Genomic DNA, 24,747 nt, shown 5'->3' on the forward strand with positions numbered 1-24,747 from the left:
GCTACACAGCTCCCGTGCCCAACTCGCCGGTAACCTCGTCGACGATGTGGCAGCTCACCAGCAACGTGCGGCACTACCCGTGGGGCAGTCACACCGTGATCCCCGAGCTGCTCGGCCGGCCGACGCCCGCCGACCAGCCGCACGCCGAGCTGTGGATGGGCGCACACCCCGACCTGCCCAGCGTGCTGGCCGACGGGCGGCCGCTGGACAAGGCGATCCTCGCCGAGCCGGACGCCCTGCTCGGCGCCCGGGTGCGCGAGCGCTTCGGCACCCGGCTGCCCTTCCTGATGAAGGTGCTCGCCGCCGAGACGCCGCTGTCGCTGCAGGCGCACCCCACCATCGAGCAGGCCATGGCCGGGTACGCGGCCGAGGAGGCCGCCGGAGTTCCGCAGGACGACCCCACCCGGACCTTCAAGGACCCCTGGCACAAGCCCGAGCTGCTGCTCGCGCTGACCACCTTCGAGGCGCTCTGCGGCTTCCGCCCGGTCGAGGAGTCGCTGCACTGCCTCGCCAAGCTCCAGCTCCCCGAGCTCAAGCCCACCATCGCCGCGCTCGCCCGCGGCGGCCTGCGCGCCGCCATCCCGCAGCTCATCGCGCTGTCGGGCAAGCGGCGCACCCACCTCGTCGAGGCGGTCGCCCGCCGCGCCGCGCAGTTCGTCGCCGCCGCGGACCCCGAGTTCATCAACACCTACCGCTGGGCCGCCCGCCTGGCCGAGACCTACCCGGGTGATGCGGGCGTGGTCATCTCCCTGCTGTGCAACCACCTGAAGCTCGCGCCCGGTGAGGCGATCTTCCTGCCCGCGGGCAACCTGCACGCCTACCTGTGCGGCGCGGGCGTGGAGGTCATGGCCAGCTCGGACAACGTCCTGCGCGGCGGCCTGACCCGCAAGCACGTCGACCTGGCGGCGCTCATCGAGGTCCTCGACTTCACCGACGGCAAGGTGCCCGTGCTGCACCCCGTGCTCGGCCCCGGCGGGCTGCGCTACCCGGTGCCCGTCGAGGACTTCGACCTGACCCGCTGCCAGCTCGACGCGCAGGTGGGCAGCCTCACCACCGCCGGGCCGCAGGTCCTGCTGTGCACCGAGGGCGAGGCGGTGCTCGCCTCCGCCGACGGCGATCTCGTGCTGCGCCGGGGCGAGTCGGCGTTCGTGCCGGCCGGGCAGCCGGTGAGCGCCCGCGGACCCGCCGTCCTCTACCGGACGACCACGAACCTGCGCTGACCCCGGCGCGGCTCCTCGGGCCCGTCTGCCAGCGGTCGTAGCGTCGGCGGGTCCGGAACACCGTCGCCCCGGGAGGGCCCGCGCCATGCGCATCGCCGGCCCGCTGCGGCCCGTCGTCGCCCTCGCGGCGGCCCTGGTCGTCCTCGGCGGCTGCGAGACCACCTACGGCAGCGACACGTCCGGCACCGCGGCCGAGGTCCCCGCCGACGCCCCCGCCGACGCGCCGGCCGACGCCCCGGCGGAGGACCCCGGCGGCGCCCGCCCGGACACCGCGCTGGCCGCGCTGGGCGAGGTCGCCGTCCGCGGCCGCGCGCCGCAGACCGGCTACGACCGCGACCTGTTCGGCGCCGGCTGGGTGGACACCGACCGCAACGGCTGCGACACCCGCAACGACGTGCTGGCCCGCGACCTGACCGGGGAGACGTTCAAGCCGGGCACCCACGACTGCGTCGTCGTCTCGGGCACCCTCGCCGATCCCTACTCCGGGACGACGATCGAGTTCCGCCGCGGGCAGGACACGAGCGACGACGTGCAGATCGACCACGTCGTCGCCCTGTCCGACGCCTGGCAGAAGGGCGCGCAGGGCTGGGACGACGCCACCCGTACCGCCTTCGCCAACGACCCGGCGAACCTGCTGGCCGTCGACGGGCCGCTCAACCAGCAGAAGAGCGACGGCGACGCCGCGACCTGGCTGCCGCCCAACCGCGCCTACCGGTGCGACTACGTCGCCCGCCAGGTCGCGGTCAAGCTGCACTACGGGCTGTGGATGACCGCCGCCGAGCGGGACGCCACGGCCCGCGTCCTCGCCGACTGCCCCGACCAGCCCCTCCCCGACGGCGCCCCCGCCGCGGACCCGCCCGGGACCGGCGCGCAGGACGCACCGGACGCGCCGGTCCTCTACGCCGACTGCGCGGCGGTCCGCGCGGCCGGCGCCGCGCCGATCCGGCGCGGTGACCCCGGCTTCGACCCGGCCTTCGACGGGGACGGCGACGGCGTCGGCTGCGAGTCCTGACCCCACGAGGGGGACGCCGCGATCCTGACGGCGCGCGCGCCCGGGGTTACCCTGGAGGAGGCACGAGCCCCGCCGAGGCCTCGGCATGCTCGCTTCTCCCCGCACCCCCGGACCCGCCGCGACCGTCGCGTCGGGCCTGATCCCTGGAGCGACATGACTGCCTCTACCGGCACCGCTGCCCTGTCCACCCCCTCCGGCGAGGCCGACTACAAGGTCGCCGACCTCTCCCTGGCGGCCTTCGGTCGCAAGGAGATCCAGCTCGCCGAGCACGAGATGCCCGGCCTCATGGCCCTGCGCGCCGAGTACGGCGACGCCCAGCCCCTGGCCGGCGCCCGCATCGCCGGCTCCCTGCACATGACCGTGCAGACCGCCGTCCTCATCGAGACGCTCACGGCGCTGGGCGCCGACGTCCGCTGGGTCAGCTGCAACATCTTCTCCACCCAGGACCACGCGGCCGCCGCGATCGTCGTGGGCGACGGCACCCCCGAGGCGCCGGCCGGCGTGCCCGTGTTCGCCTGGAAGGGCGAGAGCCTGCCCGAGTACTGGTGGTGCACGCAGCGCCTGTTCGAGTTCCGCGACGGCGACGGCGGGATCGTGGGGCCGAACATGCTGCTCGACGACGGCGGTGACGCGACGCTGCTGGTGCACCTGGGCACCCGCTTCGAGGCCGACGGCGTCGTCCCGGACACCACCGAGGCCGACTCCGAGGAGTACGGCGTCATCCTCGACGTGCTGCGCGGCACGCTGGCCGAGGACGGCTCCTACTGGACCCGCATCGGCCAGGGCATCAAGGGCGTCACCGAGGAGACCACCACCGGCGTCATGCGCCTGTACGAGCTCGCCCGCGACGGCCGGCTGCTCTTCCCGGCGATCAACGTCAACGACTCGGTCACCAAGAGCAAGTTCGACAACCTCTACGGGATCCGGCACTCGCTGATCGACGGCATCAACCGGGGCACCGACGTGATGATCGGCGGCAAGGTCGCCGTGGTCTGCGGCTTCGGGGACGTCGGCAAGGGCTCCGCGGAGTCCCTCCGTGGCCAGGGCGCCCGGGTCATCGTCACCGAGATCGACCCCATCTGCGCGCTGCAGGCGGCGATGGAGGGCTACGAGGTGACCACGCTCGACGAGGCCGTCGACAAGGCCGACATCATCATCACGACGACCGGCAACAAGGACATCATCACGGCCGACCTGCTGGGCCGGACCAAGCACCAGGCGATCATCGGCAACATCGGCCACTTCGACAACGAGATCGACATGGCCGGCCTCGCCCGCACCCCGGGCATCACGCGGACGACGATCAAGCCGCAGGTCGACGAGTGGCGCTTCGCCGACGGCCACACGATCATCGTGCTCTCCGAGGGCCGGCTGCTGAACCTCGGCAACGCGACCGGTCACCCCAGCTTCGTCATGAGCGCCTCGTTCTCCAACCAGGTGCTCGCCCAGATCGAGCTGTGGGACAACCGGGCCGCCTACGAGGGCAGGACGCCCACTGTGACCGTCCTGCCGAAGAAGCTCGACGAGCACGTGGCCCGGCTGCACCTGGACGCGCTGGGCGTCAAGCTCACCGAGCTGACCAAGGTGCAGGCCGACTACATCGGCGTCCCCGTCGAGGGCCCGTACAAGTCCGACCACTACCGCTACTGAGCCGCCGAGCCCCCCTCGCGGGGGACTCGCGGTGCCTCTGGGACACCCGTCCGGTCATCCGACCGGGCGGGTGTCGCCGTTTGCGGGGTGCGACAGCGCAGAATGGCCCCGTGGCATCCACCGCAGCGTCGAACGGACCCAGTCGCGGCCGCGTCCTCGTCGTCGACGACGACGCCGCCCTCGCCGAGATGCTCGGCATCGTCCTGCGACGCGAGGGCTACGAACCGGCCTTCGTCTCCGACGGGAACCGGGCGGTGGGCGTCTTCCAGCAGACCCGCCCGGACATCGTGCTGCTGGACCTGATGCTGCCCGGGCGCAACGGGCTGCAGATCTGCCAGGACATCCGCACGCAGTCCAGCGTCCCGATCGTGATGCTCACGGCGAAGGGCGACACCATCGACGTCGTCCAGGGCCTGGAGGCCGGCGCCGACGACTACGTCACCAAGCCCTTCAAGCCGGTGGAGCTCGTCGCCCGCGTCCGGGCGCAGCTGCGCCGCGGCGAGAGCGGCCAGGCGGAGAACCTCGCGATCGGCGACATCGCCATCGACGTGCCGGCCCACCAGGTCACCCGGGACGGCGCCCCGATCGCGCTGACGCCGCTCGAGTTCGACCTGCTCGTGGCCCTGGCGCGCAAGCCCCGCCAGGTGTTCACCCGCGAGCTGCTCCTCGAGCAGGTCTGGGGCTACCGGCACGCGGCCGACACCCGGCTGGTCAACGTCCACGTGCAGCGGCTGCGGGCGAAGATCGAGCGCGACCCGGAGCGGCCCGAGATCGTGCTGACCGTGCGCGGCGTCGGGTACAAGGCCGGCCCGCCGTGAGCGGAGCGCGCCGTGGGAGCGAGCCGGTCGTTCCCGTGAGTGGCGCCCCCGTCCCGTGACCGCACGGCCCGCGGAGGCGCCCGTCGCCGTCCCACCTCCTGCGCCGGTGAGCGGGCCACCCGGCGGCGCACCCGGTCCCGTCCGGGTGCGGCGGCGACTGCAGGTCCGCGCCGCCCGCACGCGGCGTGCGGCGCGCCGGCTGGCGGCCACCGCTGTGCACGCGTGGCGGTCGTCGCTGCACGTGCGGATCGGCGCGATCACCATGGTCGTCGCGGGCACCGTCGTGATCATCGTCAGCCTCGTCCTGTTCAGCCAGATCCGTGACCAGCTCCTGTCGGTCAAGCGCGACGCGGCCATCGACCAGGCGCAGGCCGGCGTCGTGTACGCCCGCGACGAGGTCGCCGGGATCGCCACCGGCGATGCCGCGAGCCTGCGGTCCACCCTGAGCCGGACGGTCGAGGGGCTGCGCAGCCGGGCCGGCTCGGCCGGTGACTTCGACGTCGTCATGATCCACCGCAGCGGCGACCGGGAGCTCGCCGCGGGCCGGCGGGGGGTCGTCGACGCGCTGCCCGACGGCCTGCGGGCGGGCGTGGACTCCGGAGGCCAGTTCTCCCAGTACGCCCCGGTGCCCGACGCCGAGGGCGTGCCCCAGCCGACTCTGCTGATCGGGGCGCCGGTCACGGTCGACGCAACCGGCGACGAGCGGATCGAGCTGTACTACGCCTTCCCCCTCGACCAGGAGGAGGAGAGCCTGTCGCGGATCCGCAGCACCGTCGTCATCAGCGGCATCGCGCTCACCCTCTTCGTCGTCGGCATTGGGGTGCTCGTGACCCGTCTGGTGGTCGACCCGGTCCGGCGCGCCGCGGGCACCGCCCAGCGGTTGGCCGAGGGGCAGCTCGCCGAGCGGATGACGGTGCGCGGCGAGGACGACCTGGCCCGCCTGGCGACCAGCTTCAACGCGATGGCCGACAGCCTGCAGCGCCAGATCACCCAGCTCGAGGCGCTCTCCCAGCTGCAGCAGCGGTTCACCTCCGACGTCAGCCACGAGCTGCGCACCCCGCTGACGACGGTCCAGATGGCCGCCGAGGTGCTGCACGAGTCGCGCGGCGAGTTCGCGCCGCACGTGGCCCGGTCGGCGGAACTGCTGCACACCGAGCTCGACCGGTTCGAGACGCTGCTGACCGACCTGCTGGAGATCAGCCGCTACGACGCCGGGGCCGCGGTCCTGGACTGGGAGCCCACCGACGTCGGCGCGCTCGTCCGCCGGGTCGCCGACGACCTGTCGGCGCTGGCGACCATGCACGGCTGCGAGCTCCGCCTGCGGGGGCCGCAGCAGCCGGTGATCGCGGAGGTCGACGCGCGGCGCGTGCAGCGCATCCTGCGCAACCTCGTCGGCAACGCGGTGGAGCACGGCGCGGGCCGGCCGATCGAGCTCACCTGGGCGGCGAACCGGGTGGCGGTGGCGGTCACCGTCCGGGACCACGGCGTGGGGCTGGGGCCGGCGGACGCCCAGCACGTGTTCGACCGGTTCTGGCGGGCCGACCCCTCGCGGGTCCGCACGGTCGGGGGCAGCGGCCTGGGGCTGTCGATCAGCCTGGAGGACGCGCGCCTGCACGGCGGCTGGCTGCAGGTGTGGGGGCAGCCCGAGCTGGGGGCCCAGTTCCGGCTGACCCTGCCGCTCACCGCGGGCGGGGAACTGGCCAGCTCCCCGCTGCCGCTGCGGCCGACGATCGTCCGCCGTCCGGGCGGTGCGCCGTGAACCGGGGCCTCGTCGTCGTCATCGCGCTGCTGTTCCTGGCCGGCTGCTCCACCGTGCCGTCCAGCTCGCCGACCGTGCAGATCACCCAGGAGCCGCCCCGCGGCCCGGAGGACGTCGGCGTCGAGCCCCTCGAACCCGAGGAGGGCGCGACGGCGGAGGAGATCGTGCGCGGCTTCATCAGCGCCGCGGCCAGCACCGTCCGCACCCATCCGGTGGCGCGGCAGTACCTGACGTCCGCGGCCGCCGAGACCTGGTCCGACGAGAGCGGCATCACCGTCATCGGGGGCGACTACGCCACGGTGACGACGCCCGAGGGCCGGGTGCAGATCACCGCCGACCTGGTCGGCACGGTCGACTCGCGCGGGGTCTTCACGGTCGGCTCCGGGCAGCCCTACCGGGCCGACGTCGCCCTCGAGGAGGTCGGCGGGGAGTGGCGGATCAGCATCCCGCCGACGCCCGAGGGGCTGCTGATGGTCCAGGCCGACTTCGAGCAGCTCTACGACGAGCGGGCCGTCTACTTCGTCGACCCGACGCGGCAGCGGGTGGTCCCCGACCTGCGCTACCTGATCTCGGGCGAGGCGCAGCCGACGGCGCTGATGGAGCGGCTCCTGGCGGGACCAGCGTCGGCGCTGGACGGCGGCGTGGAGAACGCGCTGACCGGTGCCCGGCTCGTGCGGGCGGTCACGGTCTCCGGTCAGGCGGTCACCGTCGAGCTCGCGGGGATCGCCGACCTGGCCGCGCCCGAGCTGCCCGTCCTGTGCGCGCAGGTCGTGTGGACGCTCAACCAGCTGCCCGGGGCGCCGTCGGTGGAGCTCCTGGTGGACGGCGAGCCGCTGGTGCTGGACGGGATCCCCGCGGAGCAGTCCGTCGAGGACTGGTCGACCTTCGACCCCGAGGCGGCGCCGGTCGGCGCGGTCGGGCACTTCCTCGACCCCGCCGGCGCGCTCCGGCTCACCGACGGCGAGGCCGCTCCCGGCCCCGCGGGCCAGGCGGCGTACGCCTTGCAGAGCGCGGCGATCGCCGCCGATCCCCGGACGGGTGAGCTGTCGTCGATGGTGGGGACGACGACCCGCGACGGCGCGGCGCGGTTGCTGGTCGGCGCCTACGGCGGTGACCTCCAGGAGGTGCTGGACGGCGAGACCTTCACCGCGCCGTCGGTCGCCGCCACCCGGACCGAGTTCTGGACCGTCCGCAACGGCACCGCCGTCGTGCGGGTCCCCGCGGACGGCCGGCCGCAGGTCGTCAACGCACTGACCCTGGAGGTGCTGGGCCGCGCGTCGGCGCTCCAGCTCTCGCCGGACGGCGTCCGGGCCGCCGTGATCGTCAACGGCAACCAGCTGTACGTCGGCACCGTGGTCCGGGACGACGACGGCCCGGTGGAGCTGCGGAACCTGCGCCCGGTGGCGCCGTCGCTGACCGGGGTGACCGACGTGGCGTGGAGCGCGCCCGACCGCTTGCTGGTGCTGGCGTCGGGGGAGGGCGAGGACGGCACCGCGCCGTACTCGCTCCGCGTGGACGGCTGGGGGCTGGCCGCCGTGCCCACCGCCGGGCTGCCCGGGCTGCCGATCTCGATCGCCGCCGCGCCGGGGCAGCAGCCGCTCGTCACCGCCGGATTCCCGAGCAGCACGATCTGGCAGCTGTCGGGCGGCACCTGGCTGACCCTCGTGCGCGGGCAGCAGCCGGTGCCCGGCACGGAGCCCTTCTTCCCCGCGTAGCCGACGCGTCCACAACGCCGACCGACGGCTGGCCGGGGGGGTGGCGGCGCGTGCAGGGTGGGGCGTGCGCGACGTCGGGGAGCTGGTCCGGGCGACCGCCGGGGCGCTGGGCGACCTGGTGCTCCCGCGGATCTGCGCCGGGTGCGGGGTGCCCGGGGTGCTGCTGTGCCGCGGTTGCGTGCGGGAGTTCACCGTGCCGCACCTGGCGCAGCCGCGGCGCTTCCCGGCGGGTTTCCCGCCCACGGTCGCGGCGGCGGTCTACGCCGGGCCGGTGCGCCCGGCGGTCAACGCGTTCAAGGAGCACGGCCGGGCCGAGCTGGCGCGCCCGCTCGGCGCGGCGCTGGCCCTGGCGGTGGCGGCCGTCCGGGCCGGTGTCCCCGCGGCCGGCGCGGGCACCCCGGTGCTGCTGGTGCCGCTGCCCGCGACCCGGGCGGCGCTGCGCGCGCGGGGGCGCGACCACGTCGCCGAGCTGGCCCGCGCCGCCGTCGCCGAGCTGCGGTCGGCCGGCGTGCCCGCGGAGGTCGCGCGGCTGCTCGGGCGGTCCGGGCGGGTCGCCGACTCGGCGGGTCTGTCGTCCGTCCAGCGCCGCGAGAACCTGGCCGGCAGCTTCGCCGTCCGCGGGGGAGCGGTCCGCCGCGGGGTGCTGCTGGTGCTCGTCGACGACGTGGTGACCAGCGGCGCCACGCTGACCGAGGCGGCCGCCGCGCTCGCCGGGACCTCCGTCGACGACACGCCGGTGCTGGCCGCCGTCGTGGCCGCGACCCCGCGCCGACCCCCGGCGGGTGCCTCGGCGAGCCACCTGCGCGGACGACGGAGTTCCGGTGACCGAGGGCCCTGGCGCCCCGCTGATCGACTGTCGGGACCCCGGGAGGGCGACTAGCGTCCAATTGGACTCACACCCGAGCTACCGGGAGGTCTCATGGAGATCGTTGTCCGCGGCAGGAACGTCGAAGTGCCGGAGCACTACCGCCAGCACGTCGAGGACAAGGTCGGTTCGCTGGACCGGTTCGACGGCAAGCTGAAGATGCTCCGCATGGACGTCGAGTTGTTCCACGAGAAGAACCCACGACAGGCGTCCAACTGCCAGCGCGTGGAGATCACCCTGCGGGGCAAGGGCCCCGTCGTCCGGGCGGAGGCGGCCGCGCCCGACTTCTACGCGGCCCTCGACATCGCCTCGACCAAGCTGGAGAACCGGCTGCGCAAGGCGGCCGACCGCCGCCGGGTGCACCACGGCCGGCGCACCCCGGCCAGCGTGCGGATCGGCGGCAACACCGCCGAGTCGCTGCCCCCCGTCGAGTCGTCGTTCACCGGAGACCTGGACTCCCAGGTCGACGGCGAACCGCTCGTGACCGACCTCGACGAGCACCTGCCCGGGCGGATCGTCCGGGAGAAGCACCATCCGGCCACGCCGATGACCGTCGACCAGGCCCTCCACGAGATGGAACTGGTCGGCCACGACTTCTTCCTGTTCCAGTGCGCCGACACGGACACGCCGACGGTCGTCTACCGCCGGCACGCCTACGACTACGGCCTCATCCGGCTGGTCGAGACGCCCCTCGACGGGCAGACCTCGCATGTACCGGCAGCCGCCGAGCCGGCGGGAGCCCGCTAGGAGCGGAGTCGCTCGGTGACGGAAACCGTCACCGAGCGACTCCGCTCAGCCCGCCCGCTCGGCCGTTCCGGGTCCTGGCACGCGGTGAGGACGGCATCGACGTCGGCGGTCCGGTAGGGACGCAGGTCGAGTCGCTCCGTCCGCACGACCTCGGTGGTCAGGTCGATGCCGCTCAGGTCCATCTCGGCCGGGATCGTCAGTGATCCGTCGTCGCGCCGCGTCGAGCCGTTCCCGGCCCCGTCCTGAGGCTCGCACCGAGCTGGCGAGGGGTCCGGAGGACGGGGTCCTCCCTCACGTGTTCCCCAGGACCCGGTCGACCGAGATCTCGATGACCACCCGTGCCGGGTTCTCCCGCGGCTGCCGGTAGCGGAGGGCATAGCGCTCGACGGCTTCCCGGACGGCGTCCGCGTCGTCCCGCACCACCGCCGTCCCCTCCAGGGTCAGCCAGCGGCGGCCGTCCACCTGGCAGACCGCGACCCGGGCCTGCCCGGCCCGCACGTGCCGGGCCTTGGCCGACGAGCCCGAGGTGATGACGCGGGCCGTCGCCGTCTCCGGGTCGAAGGTGACCCCCACGGGGACGACGTGCGGGCTGCCGTCGGCGCGCAGGGTGGTCAGCGTGGCGAGGTGCCGTTCGGTGAGGAAGGTGAGCGTGCCGGGGCCCAGGGTGCGCGGGTCGGAAACCACCGGCGGAGGGTATGCGCGCTGCTCACCGTGTCCGCAGGCGGGCCGCCTACCCTGGGGTCCGTGGTGTTCTCGAGGATCCTCCGTGCCGGTGAGGGAAAGATCGTCCGTCGGCTGAACAAGATCGCCGATGCGGTCGAGTCGCTGGCCGACGATTACGTCGACCTGACCGATGCCGAACTGCGGGCGAAGACCGACGAGTTCAAGGAGCGCTACGCCGACGGGGAGTCCCTCGACGAGCTGCTGCCGGAGGCGTTCGCCGTCGTCCGGGAGGCCGCCACCCGCACCCTGGGCCAGCGGCACTTCCGCGTGCAGATCATGGGCGGAGCCGCCCTGCACCTGGGCAACATCGCCGAGATGCGCACCGGCGAGGGCAAGACGCTGACCGGCGTCCTCCCGGCCTACCTCAACGCGCTGACCGGCGACGGCGTGCACGTCATCACGGTCAACGACTACCTGGCCAAGCGCGACGCCGAGTGGATGGGGCGGGTGCACCGCTTCCTCGGCCTGTCCGTGGGCACGATCCTGTCCGGCGAGCGGCCGGCGCACCGGCGCGAGCAGTACGCCTGCGACATCACCTACGGCACGAACAACGAGTTCGGCTTCGACTACCTGCGCGACAACATGGCCTGGAGCAAGGCCGACCTCGTGCAGCGGGGGCACCACTACGCGGTGGTCGACGAGGTGGACTCCATCCTCATCGACGAGGCCCGGACCCCGCTGATCATCAGCGGGCCGGCCGAGTCGGCGGGCAAGTGGTACCAGGAGTTCGCGCGGATCGTGCCGCAGATGAAGCGCGACGTGCACTACGAGGTGGAGGAGGCCAAGCGCACGGTCGCCGTCACCGAGGAGGGCGTCGAGTTCGTCGAGGACCAGCTCGGCATCGAGAACCTGTACGAGGCGGTCAACTCCCCGCTGATCAGCTACCTGAACAACGCGCTCAAGGCCAAGGAGCTCTACCACCGCGACCAGCAGTACATCGTCAGCAACGGCGAGGTGCTCATCGTCGACGAGTTCACCGGCCGCGTGCTGTCGGGGCGGCGCTACAACGAGGGCATGCACCAGGCCATCGAGGCCAAGGAGAAGGTGCAGATCAAGGACGAGAACCAGACCCTCGCCACGATCACCCTGCAGAACTACTTCCGGCTCTACGAGAAGCTGTCGGGGATGACCGGCACCGCCCAGACCGAGGCAGCTGAGCTCTCCCAGACCTACTCGCTCGGCGTCGTCCCGATCCCGACGAACCGGCCGATGGTCCGCATGGACCGCTCCGACGTCATCTACAAGACCGAGAAGGCCAAGCTGGACGCGGTCGTCGAGGACATCGCGGAGCGGCACGAGGCCGGCCAGCCGATCCTCGTCGGCACCGCCAGCGTCGAGAAGTCCGAGCTGCTGTCGAAGTACCTGGTGCGCCGCGGCATCGCGCACGAGGTGCTCAACGCGAAGAACCACGCGCGGGAGGCGACGATCGTCGCCGCGGCCGGGCGGCTCGGCGCCGTCACCGTGGCCACCAACATGGCCGGCCGAGGCACCGACATCCAGCTCGGCGGCAACCCCGACTTCATCGCCGACGAGGTGCTGCGCGCCCGCGGTCTGACTCCCACGGAGACCCCGGAGGAGTACGAGGCCGCCTGGGACGACGCCCTGGAGAAGGCCAAGCAGCAGGTCGCCGAGGAGCACGAGCAGGTCGTCGAGGCCGGTGGTCTGTACGTGCTGGGCACCGAGCGCCACGAGAGCCGCCGGATCGACAACCAGCTGCGCGGCCGTTCCGGCCGGCAGGGCGACCCAGGGGAGTCGCGCTTCTACCTCTCCCTCGGCGACGACCTGATGCGCCGGTTCAACGGCCCGATGCTCGAGTCGATGATGAACACCCTGCGGGTGCCCGACGACCAGCCGATCGAGTCGAAGATGGTCAGCCGCGCGATCCTGTCGGCGCAGACCCAGGTCGAGCAGCAGAACTTCGAGATCCGCAAGAACGTGCTCAAGTACGACGAGGTGCTCAACCGGCAGCGCACCGTCATCTACGACGAGCGGCGCAAGATCCTCGACGGCGAGGACCTGGCCGACCAGGTCCAGCACATGCTCGACGACGTCATCGGGGCCTACGTCGACGGCGCGACCGAGACCGGGTACGCCGAGGACTGGGACCTCGAGCAGCTGTGGACCGGCCTGAAGGCGCTCTACCCGGTGGGCCTGGACCGCGACGAGCTGCTGGAGCGCGTGGCCGACGGCGAGCAGGCCGCGCTGGCGCCGGAGACGCTGCGCTCGGAGCTGCTGGACGATGTCCACACCGCCTACGACGAGCGGGAGACCACGCTCGGCGCCGAGGTCATGCGCGAGCTGGAGCGGCGGGTGCTGCTGAGCGTGCTCGACCGCAAGTGGCGCGAGCACCTCTACGAGATGGACTACCTGCGGGCCGGCATCCACCTGCGCGCGATGGCCAACCGCGACCCGGTCGTGGAGTACCAGCGCGAGGGCTTCGACATGTTCAACGCGATGCTCGACGGCATCAAGGAGGAGTCCGTCGGCTTCCTGTTCAACCTCGAGGTCAAGACCAAGGAGCAGCAGGAGGCCGAAGCTGCTGCGGCCCGGTCCGAGGCGGAGGCCAAGGCGCTCGCGGCTGCTCAGGAGGGCACGGCCCGCGTCCTGGCGCGTCAGCAGGCGGCCGCGGCCGCGGCCGCCGGCAACGGCGCCGGCACCGCGCCCGCCGGTGCTCCCGGCGCGACCGGCCCGGGCAAGAGCACCGGGACGACCCCGGCCAAGGCCGCCCCGGCCGCCCGCCGCAGCGCCGGCGCCGGCCCGGGCAAGCGGACGGCGAAGCCGGTGGCCCGGGCCGCGGCTCCGGCGCCGACCGTGGACGAGCCGGCTCCGTCGGGCACGGGCCCGCAGCTGGCCGTCAAGGGCCTGGACGAGCCCCGCCGGGACGAGAACCTCACGTACTCCGCGCCCACGCTGGACGCCTCGCCCCGGGAGGGCGGCGCGGCCAAGGCGGCGAAGACCGTCACGGTCAGCGGCAACAAGGAGCCGGCGCGCAACTCGCCCTGCCCCTGCGGCTCGGGCAAGAAGTACAAGTTCTGCCACGGCGCGGCCAAGTGAGGGGCCCCCTCGCCCCCCGTCGCCGGCCGGCCCGCCGCGGGCCCGCGCGAGGGGTCGGGGCCTAGCCGATCTGCAGGGCGGTGCAGCGCCAGCGGCCGTCGAGGCCCTCCAGTCGGGCGGCCACGGCGTGGGCCCGGCCCGACCGGCGGGCCACCGCGCTGATCTCGGCGACGCCGTCGACCGGCTCGCACACGTGCACGGGCCCGAGCAGGACCGGCGCCGTGCCGCCCGAGCACCAGGCCGGCCGGGGACGGGCGGCCAGGCCCGCGTAGAGGTTGGGCGCGGTCAGCGCCTGCACCTGCGCGAGCGGCCGCAACCCCGCCAGGCCCTCGAGGACGAGCAGGAACAGGCGCCGTCCGGCCAGGCCCGGGTCGGGCAGGTCGCCGCGGCCGGACCAGGTGGGGCCGAAGTCCGCCAGGCGCTGGTGCCTCTCGCGGGGCCGGGGTCCCGGCCGGTGCGGCGCCCGCGGTGGCGCGATCCCGCGCCGGACCAGGGGGAGGGCCGGCCCGTCGCAGGCCGGGGGCTGCGGCGTGTGGACGACGGTCAGGTGGAACGACCGGACGGGGGAGGCGCCGGCCGGGGCGGGTGCGCTCGGTGCAGGTGCAGGTGCGGGTGCGGGTGCGGTCGGCGCGGGCGCGGCGGACGCGGTCATCGTCGGGTCTCGCTCTCTGCGGGATCGGTGGGGACGGCCGGCGCGCGCAGCACCTGACCGGGCAGCAGCAGGTCGGGATCGGGGCCGATGACGTCGCGATTGGCGGTCCACCAGGCGGCCACGGCCCGGGAGACGTCGGGCGGGGCGGGGTGCGTGCCGGTCCGCGCGCGCAGGTCGGCCGCCGCGATCTCCCACAGGCAGTCCCCGCGGACGACGACGTGGCCGCCGGGGGGATCGCCGGCCGGTGCGGCGGCGGGCTCCCCATCGGGCTCGGTCGCGGGCCCGGTCGCTGGCCCATCGGGCTCACCGGCGGGCCAGTCCGGCACCGGTCCGGCGGCGGCGGGTGTGTCGGTCGGCCCGGTGGTGCCGGAGGGAGCCGCGGCGATCGGCCAGTCCGGCACCGGTGGGAGCTGCGGCAGCGACTCGACGGCGGCCACCGGCTGTGCGGGGGTGGAGCAGGCCGACAGCGCGGGCACGCCCATGGTCAGCCCCACGCCCAGGGCCACGGCGGCGGCCCGGCGGGCGCTCTCGGGCAGCACCAGGCGGCCGGCGCCACGGGCCAGGGCGCCGGCGAGGCCGGGGGCGGCGGAGAGCGCGGTCAGCAGCAGGCCGAGCGCACCCCATCCCCATGCCACCCAGGCCGACAGGCCCACCGCCGCCACGACGAGCGCGTCGGGGCCGGCCTCGTCGGCGAAGCCCTGCGGGTCCGAGAGCACCGCCGGGCCGGGCAGCTCCGGGGTGAGCGCCGCCAGCAGCAGCGCGGCGACCGCCATGACGACGGTCGTGGTGGCCAGGCGGCGCAGCGACAACGGATCCTCCTCGGGTAGTGGGATCACTAGAGCAAGCAAACGTCACCAAACGCAAGGGATGTGTATAGAGGTACGCTCACCGTCATGCGCTGGCAGCGGTTGTTCGCCGACCTACAGGCGGAGTGGGAGGCAGAGGAGGTCGCGGCGGAGCGGGCCGAGGACGCGTCGCGGACCCGGCTGGAGATCGGTGCGATCCACCTCGCGGACCGGCTGGGCGGCGCGGTGGGCCGGGAGCTGACCGTCCGCTGCCGAGGTCTCGGGGACCTGCGGGGGCTGCTCACCGAGGTCGGCGCCGGCTGGCTGCTGGTGACCGAGGCGGGTGGGCGCGAGGTGCTCGTCGCCCTCGCGGCAGTCCGCTCGGTGACCGGGCTGGACCGCGGCACGGCCGCGCCGACCGGCGGGGAGGTGGTCGCCCGGCTGGACCTCCGCTGGGCACTGCGCGGGCTGGCCCGCGACCGCAGCCCGGTGCAGGTGCTGCTCGATGACGGCGGGACGTCCACCGGCACGGTCGACCGCGTGGGCGCCGACTTCCTCGAACTGGCCGAGCACGCGGGTGACGAGCCGCGGCGGACCGCGGCGGTGCACGGGGTGCGCGCGATCGCGCTCGACGCCGTCGCCGCGGTGCGCCGGCTGGCGCCCGGCCTGGACTAGCCGGTCGCCGGGTCCGTCCGGCGGGGCGCGGAGATCAGGACTCCGCGGGCGCCGTCGTGCTGGTGGCTCCGGGGGAGGCGTCCGCGGCGTCCGGCTCCAGCTCCGGGACGTCCCCGGCGCGGGCCTCGGCGTAGCGCTCCTGGATGAAGCGCTCGAGCTCGTCGACCTCGACGCGCCACTGGCCGCGCCCGCCGATCTGGATCGCGATCAGTTCCTTGCGACGGACGAGCGCGTACACCTGTCGCCAGGAGACGTTCAGGATCTCCGCCACGTCGGCGAGGGTCAGGAAACGCGGTGTGGGCATCGACGGTCTCCCATCCGGGGTCGACCGCCAGTCTGTCAGCCCTCCGGAGGCTTCTGCCGCACCGTCCACACCCGAACGTGTGGACAACCGGTGCACGGGAACGCGTCCGTCCCGCATCATCTGCGTCCGACCGTCGGCTCCCGACGGTCGGGAACCGGCGGGGACACCGCCGACAGCGGATGGAGGCAGCACCGGTGACCGACGTGCGGACGAGCCCGCCCCCGGCTCCGGTGGCACCCACCGCGATCGCGCGGGTGCGCGGGCCGGTGCCGCGGCGGGTCCGTGCCCCGCGCTGGCTGGACCTGCGGCTGGTGCTGGGCGTGCTCCTCGTGCTCGTCTCGGTCCTGGTCGGCGCGCGCGTGGTGGCGGCGGCCGACACGACCGTGCCGGTGTGGGCGGCCTCGGGTGACCTCGCCGCGGGCACGGTGCTCTCCGCCGGTGACCTGGTCGCCGTGGACGTGCGCCTGGACGACGTCGCCGCGCGATACCTGGCGACCAGCACCCGGCCCGAGGGGCGCACCCTGGGGCGGGCGGTGCGGAGCGGAGAACTCCTGCCGGGGTCGGCGCTGGAGGAGGCGCCCGACCTCGTCCAGATCGCGCTGCCGGTGCAGGCCGGATTCGTGCCGCCGGGACTCGACCGGGGCCGCATCGTGGACGTGTACGCGGTGGCCGACCCCGCGGCGGGTGCGTCGGGGACCGCGGACGGCCAGGTGACCCTCGTGGTCGGCTCGGCGCCGGTTCAGGCGGTCTCCGGGCGCAACGACGGGGTGCTCTCGGGCTCGTTGACGACCGTGCAGGTGGTCGTGTCCGTGGCGGCGGACACCGCCGACGAGGTGCTGGCCGCGATCGCCGGCCGTCCTCTGGTCGTCGTGCTGCGCGGATCCGTGGACGCGGCGGCCCCCTCGACGACCGGGACCGCGCCGACCTCGACGACCTCGCCGTCGTCCGCTGCGCCGTCGTCCGTTCCGTCGACGGCCACGCCGTCGGCGTCCACGGCCCCGCCGTCCTGATGGCGCTCCAGGTCTTCACCGCGGTCACGGGCGCCGCCTGGGAGTCGGCCCTGGTCGCCGCGCTGGACCGGGCCGACCACGGCGTGACCGTGGTGCGGCGCTGCGTGGACGTCTCCGAACTGCTCGCCGCCGCGGCCACAGGCACCGGGGCGGCCGCCCTGCTCTCCGCCGACCTGCGCCGCCTGGACGCCGACGCGGTGGCCCGGCTGGCGGCCGCCGGGGTGGCCGCCGTCGGTCTGGTGGACCCCGGCGACGAGCGTGGGGCGGCGCGGCTGCAGGCATGGGGCGTGCTGCACGTGCTGCCGGCCGACGCCGCGCCCGAGGACATCGCGGAGGCGCTGCGGGACGCGGTGGCCGGCGGACCGCCGCGAGGTCGCGACGTCGCGGACACGCGGTCGGCCCTCGACGGCGGCGCCCGGCCCCTCGGTCCGGCCGAGCGCGAGGGCGGGGAGGGCATCGTGGTCGCGGTCTGGGGCCCCACGGGGGCGCCGGGCAGGACGACCGTGGCCGTCGGGCTCGCGGACGAGGCGGCGCGGCTGGGCGTGGAGACGCTGCTCGTCGACGCCGACGTGTACGGCGGTGTGGTGGCGCAGGTGCTGGGACTGCTGGACGAGTCGCCCGGTCTGGCTGCGGCGGCGCGGCGGGCGGCCACCGGGGGTCTGGACGAGGCGGCGCTGCGCCGACTGGCCTGGGAGGTGCGGCCGGGGCTGGCGGTCCTGACCGGTCTGGCGCGCGCCCATCGGTGGCCCGAGCTGCGGCCGTCGGCGGTGGTGCAGGTGCTGGAGGAGGCCCGGAGAACGGCCGCACTGACCGTCGTGGACTGCGGGTTCAACCTGGAGGAGGACGAGGAGCTGTCGTTCGACACGGCGGCACCGCGCCGCAACGGGGCGACGCTGGCGGTCCTGGAGACCGCGGACGTGGTGCTCTGCGTGGGCGGCGCCGACCCGGTGGCCCTGCAGCGCTGCATCCGCGCGCTGGGGGACCTGCGCGACGTCCTCCCCGACGTCGAGCCGCTGCTGGTGGTCAACCAGGTCCGGCGCGGACCCGTACCGGGCGATCCGCGCCGGGAGATCGCCGAGGCCCTGACGCGGTTCGCCGCCCGCGAGGTCGACTGCTTCCTGCCGGCCGACCGCCGGGCCACCGACGCCGCCCTGGGATCGGGCCGCACGCTGGCCGAGGCCGCCCCGGCGTCGGCGCTCCGGGAGGAGTTGCGCGCGCTCGCCGCGCGGTTGACCGGGGTTCCGGTGCGAGCCGCCCGGCGGGGCCGGGCTCGGGCGGGTCGCGCCGCGGGGTGAACCGCGCTCCGGACGCCCCCGAGGCGTGGAGCGCGGACGTGGGGTGTGCGTAGCGTGGGCAGCCGGATGCAGGGGGGACGATGCTGGAGCGCCTGACGACGATCGACGCGTCGTTCGTGTACCTCGAGGAGCCCGACGCGCCCATGCACGTCGGCGGCGTCCTGCTCCTGGAGCCGCCGGCCGGTGGGCTGGACGCGCTGGCGGCGTTGGTCCAGGCGCGGCTCCCGCTCGTGCCGCGGTACCGCCAGCGGGTGGTGGAGGTCCCCGGCCGGCTCGCCGACCCGGTGTGGGCCGACGATCCCGAGTTCGACGTGGCCTACCACGTCCGGCAGTCGGCGCTGCCCCGGCCGGGTACCGAAGCGCAGCTGCTCTCCCTCGTCTCGCGGCTCACCGCGCGCCGGCTGGACCCGCGGCGTCCGCTCTGGGAGCTGTACCTCGTCGAGGGGCTCGCCGACGGCCGCGTCGCCGTCATCACCAAGACCCACCCGGCCCTCGTGGACGGGCTCGGCGCGGTGGACATCGCCCAGGTCCTGCTGGACCCTTCCCCGACGCCGGAGCTGCCGGCGCCGGATGCGGAGCCGTGGCGCCCGCGCCGGCTGCCCACCGGCGCGGAGCTGCTGCGGACCGCGGTGACCGAGTACGTGCAGCGGCCGTCCGCGGCCGTCGAGGGCCTCGCCGCGGCGGCGACCGACGTGCGGGCGACGCTCGCGCGGGTCGGCGGCGCGGCCTCGGGGTTCGTCCGCGCCGCCCGGTCTGCGGTCTTCCCCGCGCCGCAGAGCCCGCTCAACCACGCCCGGGGGCGCCAGCGGCGGGTGGCGTTCGCGCGCGCGGACCTCGAGGACCTGAAGGCCGTCCGGCGCGCGCACGGCGGGACCATCAACGACGTCCTGCTGACCGTGCTGACCGGTGCCCTGCGTGACTGGCTGCTCTCCCGGGGGATCGCGGTGGTCGCCTCGACGTCGGTGCGGGCGCTGGTGCCCGTGTCGGTGCAGAGCGACGAGCAGGAGGCCCCGGGCAGCCGGGTCGCCAGTTACCTGGTCGACCTGCCGGTAGGAGAGCCCAACCCCCGGGTCCGGCTGGCGCGGCTGAGCTACGCCATGCGCGGTGTCGCGCGCTCCGGCCGGTCGGTGGGGGCCGATGCCCTGATCGCGCTCACCGGCTTCGCCCCGCCGACGCTGCACGCCCTCGGTGCCCGGGCGGCGCGCGGCCTGTCCCGGCGGATGTTCAACCTCGTGATCACCAACGTGCCCGGCCCGCAGGTGCCGTTGTTCGCCGCAGGTGCGCGGATGCACGAGGTCTTCCCCGTGGTGCCGCTGGTCCGTGGGCAGGGCCTGTCGATCGGCATGACCAGCTACGACGGGCGGGTGTGCGTCTGCCTCAACGCCGACCGCGACACCGTCGGCGACGTCGACCTGCTGGCCGACCTCATCGAGCAGGAGATGGCGGAGCTCGTCGAGGCATCGCGCTGATCGCCCGGCCGCGCCTGCGCGGCCGAGGGGCGTGGGGGCGGCCGGGATACGGTCGTCGCTCCACCGATGGAGGGAAGAACCCGCGTGCGCGTGTACCTGCCGGCGACGACGACCGTGCTGCGGACGCTGGTGGACGAGGGGCGGCTGGCCGGGCCGCACACCGCCTTCGCGGTCACCCCGGTGCTGCGGCAGCACTACGCGGTGAGCGACGCGGAGGCCGACGCGGAGGAGCTGGAGTACGCGGCGCTGCTGACCGCCGCCCGTGCCAGCCTGCGCCTGCTGGACAACGACCCGCTCGCTCCCCGCCGGCGGGCGGTCGTCGCCGCCGACGTGCCCGACGACGCGGTCGCCGCGCTGGACGAGCCGCACATCGACGCCGGCGCGGTCCGGGTGAGCGCCGACATCGGCATGCGCGACGTCGCCAGCGTGCACCTGGACGGCGCGGATGCCGAGGAGGACGTCCGCACCGCGGTCGCCGTCGTCCTCGAGGCCGACCTGGGCAGCGACGACGCGCAGTTCGTCGTCGACCAGGCCGAGGGTCACGAGCTGGCCTGGTACGCGACGCAGGAACTCGGGCCGCTGCTCGACCTGCTCTGAGCCCGGCGGCCGCCGGGCGGTCATCATGCCTCGAGCGGTCACGGTGCCGCCGGAGCCGGAGCCGGAGCCGGAGCCGGAGCCGGAGCTCGGCGCCGGAGCGCGACCTGTACCCGTTGGGGAACCCCCGACTGCACCAGCCAGCCCGAGCCCGGCCGCACCGGCACGGGCGTCCGGGGCAGGCGCACGCCGAGCAGGTCGGCGTCGCCCGGGCCCGGACACAGGAGCAGCCCGGTGCGCCGGCGCCGGAGGGCGGCCACCGGGCCCCGGTAGACGCTCGCCAGCTCCGCCGCGGCGCCCGACACCACCGCGACGACGCCCTCCGGCATCGCCGCGGCCAGAGCGGTGACCACCGGCGCCTCGGCCACGGCCGCGTGGTCGTCCACGACGACGACCGCGATCCGGCCGGCGAGCCCCTCCACCCAGGCGGTCCAGCCGGCCAGGTCCGACGGGCCGACGTCGACCGGGGCACCGGCCGAGCCGACGGCTGCCGGGCCGGTGCAGGGGCGAGCGGCGCCCGGCGATCGGCCGGCGGAGCCCGCGATCCGCAGGACGGGGGTGCCCGCGGCGGCGAGGTGTGCCGCGACCGCGGCCAGGACCGCCGACCGTCCGCTCCCGGGCGGTCCCACCACCAGCAGCCCGCCGGATCGGGCGACGTCCACGGTGAGCACGTCGCCCTCGTCGCCGCCGGGCCCCACGGGCACGGTCATGGCCGGGAGGTGTGGACCCGGCCCGTGCGGCAGGAGGAGCTCGGGATCGGGATCGAGGACCGGGATGCGCAGCGCGCCGGAGGCCGGTCCCGCGCGGCCGGCGGGAGGCGCGACAGGAAGGGGGCGGGGCAGCGCGATCTGGCACTCCCGGGCCGCCTCCCCGACCAGCGCCCGGCCGGGCGGACGGTGCCCGGGGATCGCGCGGGCGGCGACCCCGGCCATGCCGTAGTCGGCCCGCTCCGCGAGCGGCAGCACCAGCCGGGTGCCGACGGCAGCGGCGAGCCGGCCGCCGGGCACGGCCCGGTCGGCGGTGAGCAGGCACGTCAGTCCCGCGGCACCGCCCTCCCGGACCAGGCGGAGCAGGGCGCCCGACCCGGAGGCGGGGTCGGCCTCGTCCAACTGCGCGGACAGGTGCTCCACGCCGTCGACCAGGAGCAGCAGACGCGGCATCGACCGGCCGACCGCTCGGCGCGCCGCCACCTCGGCGACGAGCCGGTCGACCAGCCGCACGGTGCGCAGGGAGTCGTCCGCGGCGACCGCCGTGCCGGTGTGGGGGAGGTCGGCGGACGCACGGGCGAGGGCGCCACCGGCGTGGTCGAGCACGTGCACGTGCAGCTCGTCGGGGGTGCAGGACGTGACCGCCTCGGCCAGCACGGTGCGCAGGAGGGTCGTCCGGCCGCTCGCCGGGCCGCCGACGGCCAGCCACCCGCCTCCCGTGGCGAGGTCCAGGGTCAGGACCTCCCGACGTTGCACGTCGGGGCGGTCGACCAGGCCGATCGCGAGCACCGGGCCCGATGACCGGCGCGTCGTCGGGGCGTCGCTCAGCTCGGCGGTGGTCAGCCGATCGGGGAGCGGAGGGCACCACGGGCGGTGCGGGGGCCGCACGCCGTCCCGCTCCGCCCGCTCGCGCAGGGCGGCCACCAGCCGGGCCAGGTCGGTGGAGTCCGTCGTCTCCGGGGTGGGTTCGTCCGGTCCGCTCCCCGGCCACGTCCATGGGCGCACCCGGGGACCGGCCGGCTCCCGGGCCGGGCGGCCGGCGACGCGCGCGACCTGGAGGAGCACCGGGGCGGCCGCCCCGACGCGCAGGTAGGCCCGGCCCGGACGGTGCGCCGGCAGATGGGCCGCGGCACCGCTGCCGAGCACATCCCGGGAGTCGGACTCGTCGGTGGTGCGCAGACAGATGCGCAGGCTGCAGTTGGCCCGGATCTCCGGGGAGACCACGCCGGCGGGGCGCTGCGTGGCCAGCACGAGGTGCACCCCGAGCGACCGGCCCCGCTGCGCGATGGCGACCAGGCCGGGGACGAAGTCGGGCAGCTCCTCGGCCAGTCCCGCGAACTCGTCGACCACGATGACCAGCCGCGCCAGGTCCGCGGCCTCCGGCAGCGCGGCCACGTCGGCGACCCCTGCGGCCGCGAGGACGGTCTCCCGGCGCGTGAGCTCGGAGGCCAGGGAGCGGAGTGCGCGTTCGGTGGTGCGGGCGTCGAGGTCGGTGACCACCCCCACCGTGTGGGGGAGGTCGGCGGCCTCGGCGAACGCCGCACCTCCCTTGTAGTCGACGAGCAGGAAGGAGCAGCGGTCGGGCGGGTGGGCCTCTGCGAGTCCGGCGATCAGGGTCTGCAACAGCTCCGACTTGCCCGCGCCCGTGGTGCCGGCGATCAACGCGTGCGGGCCGTCGCGGCACAGGTCGACGGTGGTCACGCCGTCGGCCGATCGGCCCAGGGCGGCCACCAGTGCGTCCCGCCGACGGGACCACCGGCCGGCCGCGGCAGGGGCCGGCGCCAGCAGCGGGTCGGCCGCAAGGACGTCGAGCAGGCGGACCGCAGCGGGCACCCCCTCCCTCCCGGACGCCGGGGACGACAGCGGTGCCAGGTCTCGGGCCAGCGCCGACGCCGCGGCCGGGGCCAGGTGGTCGACGACGAGCGCCCGGGGCGCCGATCCCGCGACGTGGAGCTCGGCGTCCTGGCCCGTCTCCCCGGTGACCCGCAGGAGGGCCGCCGGTTCGGACGGCGTCGAGCCCCCGAGGACGAGCGTGAGGACGCCCTCCTGCCGGGCGGCGCGCAGGGACGCCGCCAATCGGTGTCCCGCCGGGCGGTCGAGCACGACCAGCAGCCAGGGGGCGGCGCCCGCGGCGGCACCCGGGCGTCCGCCTCCGCCCCGTGCGGAGGTGCGCCGGGCGACCACCGCGTCGAGCCAGCCCGCGTCCGCCGTCTCGTCGGGGTCGGCAGCCGAGGGAGCGGTCCGCACGTCGGAGGCGCCCAGGTGCGGCAACCAGCGCAGCCACCGCCAATCGGCCAGGCGGTCCGGGGTGGTGAGCAGGGCGACGCCCAGCTCGCCCGGGGCGAGCAGGACGCACGCCTGCGCGAGCACGCTGCGCACCACCCCGAGGGTGCGCGGACGGGGAGCGGCGACGGCGAGCCCACCGGTGAGCGCGAGGTCGACAGTGACGGGGAGATCGGGGCACGGGGCGGGAGTGCGGGTGCCGTCGGCCTCGACCTGGACCACCCGGGACGTACCCGGGCCTCGGCCCAGCCGGACGACGAGCGCGCCCGGATCCCCGCGGCGTCGTTCCCAGAGCGGAACCGCCCGGCGACGGGCCGCAGCGGTCAGCCGGGCCAGGTCCGGCGCGGCCCGCTCGCTCGCCCGCCGGTCGGCGCGGATGGCGTCCTCGAGCAGGCCCCGGGCGACTGCCGCCTGCTCGGCGTGGACCACGGCGTCGCGCCGGCGCGTCCGGCGACCGGTCCACCGGTCCCCGAGCCAGGTCCCCAGCGCGACGACCGGGCTGAGCAGCGCGAAGAACAGGAACATCGGCGCGGAGAAGATCCACGCGGCGAGCCCTCCGGCCATCGCCGGTACCGCGATCGCCACCAGCGCGAGCCGTCGCCGTGGGAGCTGCGCGGGCTCCGCGGGGAAGCGGACCTCCACCTCCGAACGGGCCGGGTGCACCTCCGCCACCGGGTGCACGAGCGTGCGGCCCCCCGGCGCCGGCCGGCCGGCCAACCGGGCGCCACGCGGCCCGCGCACGGTCACGGCCGACGAGCCGATGCGCAGTACCGACCCCTCGGGCCACTCGGCCGGCTCCGCACCCAGGGCCGCGTCGTCGAGCGAGCTGCCGTTGGCCGACCCGGCGTCCCGGACCCACACGCGTCCGGCGGTCACCTCCACCTCGACGTGCCGGCGCGAGACGTCGGCGTCGTCGACGGGGACGTCGGCGGTGCTGCCGCGGCCGAGGACGTGCCGGCCCCCGTCGAGCGGGCGCGAGCGGCCCGCCTCCGGGCCGCCCACGAACTCGAGGGCCAGCGCAGTCGGGGACGCCGCACACGGCGGCCGGGGACCCGGCCGCCCGACGCCGAGCACGGCACCGTGCGCCAGGGCGGCCGAGCGCAGCTCGGTGCCGGCGTCCAGGCAGGTCGATCCGCTCCACACCTGGGGGATCCCGGAGCCGGAGACACCCGCGAGGAGCTCGACGACGGCGCCCAGCGGCGTCTCGTCCGACGCGGTGACCTCCACGTCCAGCGCCCCCGACGGGCCGACCAGGGTCCAGCGGCGCGTCGGCGGACGGCCGGTGGCCGGGGCTGCATTCACGCCGCGATCCTGGGCGGATGAGGGCGCACCGGACCCGCTCCGCGTCGATCTGTGGACGGCCGGCCCGCCTGTGGACGGCGTGGCGGTGCCAGCGCCACCGCGGCCTAC

At 75.5% G+C, this 24,747-nt stretch carries 19 protein-coding genes; 14 read left to right on the plus strand and 5 right to left on the minus strand.

What is annotated here, in order from left to right; translation table 11 throughout:
- Positions 1-14 precede the first annotated feature (14 nt).
- The 8 genes from manA (at position 15) to hpf (ending at position 9,786) form a co-directional block, all read left to right on the plus strand.
- Positions 15-1,220, plus strand: coding sequence for a mannose-6-phosphate isomerase, class I (gene manA, locus BMY88_RS07010; protein ID WP_244524502.1), 1,206 nt, complete (start codon positions 15-17; stop codon positions 1,218-1,220).
- An 85-nt stretch (positions 1,221-1,305) separates the two neighbouring features.
- Positions 1,306-2,232, plus strand: coding sequence for a GmrSD restriction endonuclease domain-containing protein (locus BMY88_RS07015; protein ID WP_091941511.1), 927 nt, complete (start codon positions 1,306-1,308; stop codon positions 2,230-2,232).
- 153 nt (positions 2,233-2,385) lie between these two features.
- Positions 2,386-3,882 carry an adenosylhomocysteinase gene (gene ahcY, locus BMY88_RS07020; protein WP_091941513.1) on the plus strand — a complete coding sequence of 499 codons (1,497 nt, stop codon included), beginning with the start codon at positions 2,386-2,388 and terminating at the stop codon, positions 3,880-3,882.
- Positions 3,883-3,992: 110 nt separating this feature from the next.
- On the plus strand, positions 3,993-4,700 hold the full coding sequence (mtrA, locus tag BMY88_RS07025; RefSeq protein ID WP_091941515.1) for an MtrAB system response regulator MtrA: 708 nt from the start codon (positions 3,993-3,995) through the stop codon (positions 4,698-4,700).
- 106 nt (positions 4,701-4,806) lie between these two features.
- Positions 4,807-6,459 (plus strand): MtrAB system histidine kinase MtrB, encoded by a 1,653-nt coding sequence (gene mtrB, locus BMY88_RS07030; protein ID WP_280138698.1) that lies wholly within the window; start codon positions 4,807-4,809, stop codon positions 6,457-6,459.
- Positions 6,456-8,174 (plus strand): LpqB family beta-propeller domain-containing protein, encoded by a 1,719-nt coding sequence (locus tag BMY88_RS07035; protein ID WP_091941519.1) that lies wholly within the window; start codon positions 6,456-6,458, stop codon positions 8,172-8,174. The genes mtrB and BMY88_RS07035 overlap by 4 nt, the downstream gene beginning before the upstream one ends.
- Positions 8,175-8,238: 64 nt before the next feature.
- Positions 8,239-9,054, plus strand: a complete 816-nt coding sequence (locus BMY88_RS07040; RefSeq protein ID WP_139220417.1) for a ComF family protein — start codon at positions 8,239-8,241, stop codon at positions 9,052-9,054.
- A gap of 39 nt (positions 9,055-9,093) precedes the next feature.
- Positions 9,094-9,786, plus strand: a complete 693-nt coding sequence (gene hpf / locus BMY88_RS07045; RefSeq protein ID WP_091941521.1) for a ribosome hibernation-promoting factor, HPF/YfiA family — start codon at positions 9,094-9,096, stop codon at positions 9,784-9,786.
- A 291-nt stretch (positions 9,787-10,077) separates the two neighbouring features.
- Here hpf and BMY88_RS07055 read toward each other — a convergent pair whose 3' ends face one another.
- Positions 10,078-10,470, minus strand: coding sequence for a pyridoxamine 5'-phosphate oxidase family protein (locus BMY88_RS07055; protein ID WP_139220418.1), 393 nt, complete (start codon positions 10,468-10,470; stop codon positions 10,078-10,080).
- A gap of 60 nt (positions 10,471-10,530) precedes the next feature.
- On the opposite strand from BMY88_RS07055, the gene secA reads away from it, so the two are divergent.
- A complete protein-coding gene (gene secA, locus BMY88_RS07060) occupies positions 10,531-13,563 on the plus strand; it encodes a preprotein translocase subunit SecA (RefSeq protein ID WP_091941525.1) in 3,033 nt (1,010 codons plus the stop codon).
- Positions 13,564-13,624: 61 nt separating this feature from the next.
- Here the strand turns inward: secA and BMY88_RS07065 are convergent, their stop codons facing one another.
- Together BMY88_RS07065 and BMY88_RS07075 are read right to left on the minus strand one after the other, a co-directional pair.
- Entirely contained in the window at positions 13,625-14,215 is a 591-nt protein-coding gene (locus BMY88_RS07065; protein WP_244524503.1) for an Rv3235 family protein, read from the minus strand.
- The gene (locus tag BMY88_RS07075) at positions 14,212-15,024 is read right to left on the minus strand and encodes a LysM peptidoglycan-binding domain-containing protein (RefSeq protein ID WP_091941529.1); all 813 of its coding nucleotides are present in this window, start codon (positions 15,022-15,024) and stop codon (positions 14,212-14,214) included. Before BMY88_RS07075 ends, BMY88_RS07065 begins: the two co-directional genes overlap by 4 nt.
- Before the next feature lie 84 nt (positions 15,025-15,108).
- Between BMY88_RS07075 and BMY88_RS07080 the strand changes: the two genes are divergently transcribed.
- On the plus strand, positions 15,109-15,675 hold the full coding sequence (locus BMY88_RS07080; protein ID WP_091941531.1) for a hypothetical protein: 567 nt from the start codon (positions 15,109-15,111) through the stop codon (positions 15,673-15,675).
- Positions 15,676-15,709: 34 nt separating this feature from the next.
- Here BMY88_RS07080 and BMY88_RS07085 read toward each other — a convergent pair whose 3' ends face one another.
- Positions 15,710-15,979 carry a helix-turn-helix domain-containing protein gene (locus BMY88_RS07085; RefSeq protein WP_091941533.1) on the minus strand — a complete coding sequence of 90 codons (270 nt, stop codon included), beginning with the start codon at positions 15,977-15,979 and terminating at the stop codon, positions 15,710-15,712.
- Positions 15,980-16,173: 194 nt separating this feature from the next.
- Here BMY88_RS07085 and BMY88_RS07090 point away from each other — a divergent pair, with 194 nt between their 5' ends.
- The 4 genes from BMY88_RS07090 to BMY88_RS07105 all read left to right on the plus strand — a co-directional run bounded on the left by BMY88_RS07090 (position 16,174) and on the right by BMY88_RS07105 (position 20,350).
- Positions 16,174-16,989 (plus strand): SAF domain-containing protein, encoded by an 816-nt coding sequence (locus BMY88_RS07090; RefSeq protein WP_244524504.1) that lies wholly within the window; start codon positions 16,174-16,176, stop codon positions 16,987-16,989.
- Positions 16,989-18,284: a CpaE/TadZ family protein gene (locus tag BMY88_RS07095; protein WP_091941539.1), complete on the plus strand. Its 1,296-nt coding sequence runs from the start codon at positions 16,989-16,991 to the stop codon at positions 18,282-18,284. Before BMY88_RS07090 ends, BMY88_RS07095 begins: the two co-directional genes overlap by 1 nt.
- Positions 18,285-18,364: 80 nt before the next feature.
- A complete protein-coding gene (locus BMY88_RS07100) occupies positions 18,365-19,753 on the plus strand; it encodes a WS/DGAT/MGAT family O-acyltransferase (protein WP_091941541.1) in 1,389 nt (462 codons plus the stop codon).
- 84 nt (positions 19,754-19,837) lie between these two features.
- Complete coding sequence (locus tag BMY88_RS07105; RefSeq protein ID WP_091941543.1) at positions 19,838-20,350, plus strand: DUF6912 family protein; 513 nt, start codon at positions 19,838-19,840, stop codon at positions 20,348-20,350.
- 38 nt (positions 20,351-20,388) lie between these two features.
- On the opposite strand, the gene BMY88_RS07110 is transcribed toward BMY88_RS07105, so the two are convergent.
- On the minus strand, positions 20,389-24,639 hold the full coding sequence (locus tag BMY88_RS07110) for a type VII secretion EssC family protein (RefSeq protein ID WP_091941545.1): 4,251 nt from the start codon (positions 24,637-24,639) through the stop codon (positions 20,389-20,391).
- Positions 24,640-24,747: the final 108 nt, after the last annotated feature.

It is taken from the genome of Trujillonella endophytica (genome assembly GCF_900110555.1).
Lineage (GTDB): Bacteria > Actinomycetota > Actinomycetes > Mycobacteriales > Geodermatophilaceae > Trujillonella > Trujillonella endophytica.

Coding starts and splice junctions, on each gene's coding strand:
- BMY88_RS07015 (WP_091941511.1), top strand. CDS start 1,306: ATGCGCATCGCCGGCCCGCTGCGGCCCGTCGTCGCCCTCGCGGCGGCC.
- ahcY (WP_091941513.1), top strand. CDS start 2,386: ATGACTGCCTCTACCGGCACCGCTGCCCTGTCCACCCCCTCCGGCGAG.
- hpf (WP_091941521.1), top strand. CDS start 9,094: ATGGAGATCGTTGTCCGCGGCAGGAACGTCGAAGTGCCGGAGCACTAC.
- BMY88_RS07065 (WP_244524503.1), bottom strand. CDS start 14,215: ATGACCGCGTCCGCCGCGCCCGCGCCGACCGCACCCGCACCCGCACCT.
- BMY88_RS07080 (WP_091941531.1), top strand. CDS start 15,109: ATGCGCTGGCAGCGGTTGTTCGCCGACCTACAGGCGGAGTGGGAGGCA.
- BMY88_RS07085 (WP_091941533.1), bottom strand. CDS start 15,979: ATGCCCACACCGCGTTTCCTGACCCTCGCCGACGTGGCGGAGATCCTG.
- BMY88_RS07095 (WP_091941539.1), top strand. CDS start 16,989: ATGGCGCTCCAGGTCTTCACCGCGGTCACGGGCGCCGCCTGGGAGTCG.
- BMY88_RS07100 (WP_091941541.1), top strand. CDS start 18,365: ATGCTGGAGCGCCTGACGACGATCGACGCGTCGTTCGTGTACCTCGAG.